Origin of the sequence: Pigmentiphaga sp. YJ18, assembly GCF_038066655.1 — a bacterium.
Taxonomy (GTDB): domain Bacteria; phylum Pseudomonadota; class Gammaproteobacteria; order Burkholderiales; family Burkholderiaceae_B; genus Pigmentiphaga.
The window spans coordinates 1-896 of sequence record NZ_JBBUKU010000013.1; the positions used below are offsets into that span (position 1 = coordinate 1).

1 protein-coding gene is annotated in these 896 nt (G+C 67.3%); it reads left to right on the top strand.

Translation table 11 applies throughout. From position 1 onward, the window contains the following. Positions 1-896, top strand: an 896-nt coding sequence (locus WKR98_RS29210; protein WP_341435417.1) for a PDR/VanB family oxidoreductase, incomplete at both ends; no start/stop codon positions are given.

Consider the following 896-nt stretch of genomic DNA (forward strand, 5'->3'; position numbering starts at 1 on the left):
GAAGCGCAGGGCATCATCAGTGTCGAGTTCCGCTCGCCCACGGGCGATGAACTGCCTGCCTTCGCCGCGGGCTCCCACATCGACCTGCATCTGCCCAACGGCCTGGTGCGCAGCTATTCGCTGTTCAATTCGCCCGAAGAGCGGCATCGCTACGTGGTGGGAGTGCTGAACGACCGTAACAGCCGCGGCGGTTCGCGCTTCGTGCACGAGCAGCTGCGGGTGGGCTCGACCATCAAGATCGCGCCGCCGCGCAACAACTTCGAGCTGGACGAGTCGGCGGCCAAGTCGGTGCTGGTGGCCGGCGGCATCGGCGTGACCCCCATCTTCTGCATGGTCAACCGCTTGCGCGCGATCGCCAAGCCGGTGGAACTGCTCTACTGCGCGCGCACCAAGAGCGAAGCGGCTTTCGTCGACGAACTGGTGGCCTCGGGTGGCCAGGTCACGACGCGCTTCGACGACCAGGCGGGCTGCCCGCCCAACCTGCGCGAGCTGCTGGCCGGCCATCCGGGCGACACGCACTTCTACTGCTGTGGTCCCACGCCCATGCTGGATGCCTTCGAGGCCACCTGCAAGGAACTGGGCTACCAGAACGTGCACATCGAGCGCTTCGCCGCCGCCGGCGAAGTCACGGCCGCGCAGGAAGGCAGCTACCAGGTCGAACTGGCCAAGTCGGGCAAGACCATCGACGTGCCGGCCGGCATGGCGCTGCTCGACGCGCTGCTGGAAGCGGGCATCGACGCCGACTACAGCTGCCGCGAAGGCGTGTGCGGCGCGTGCGAGACCGCCGTGCTCGAAGGCACGCCCGACCATCGGGATTCGGTGCTGACCGAGCGCGAACGCGAGTCGAACAAGACCATGATGGTCTGCGTGTCCGGCTGCAAGGGCAGCAAGCTCGT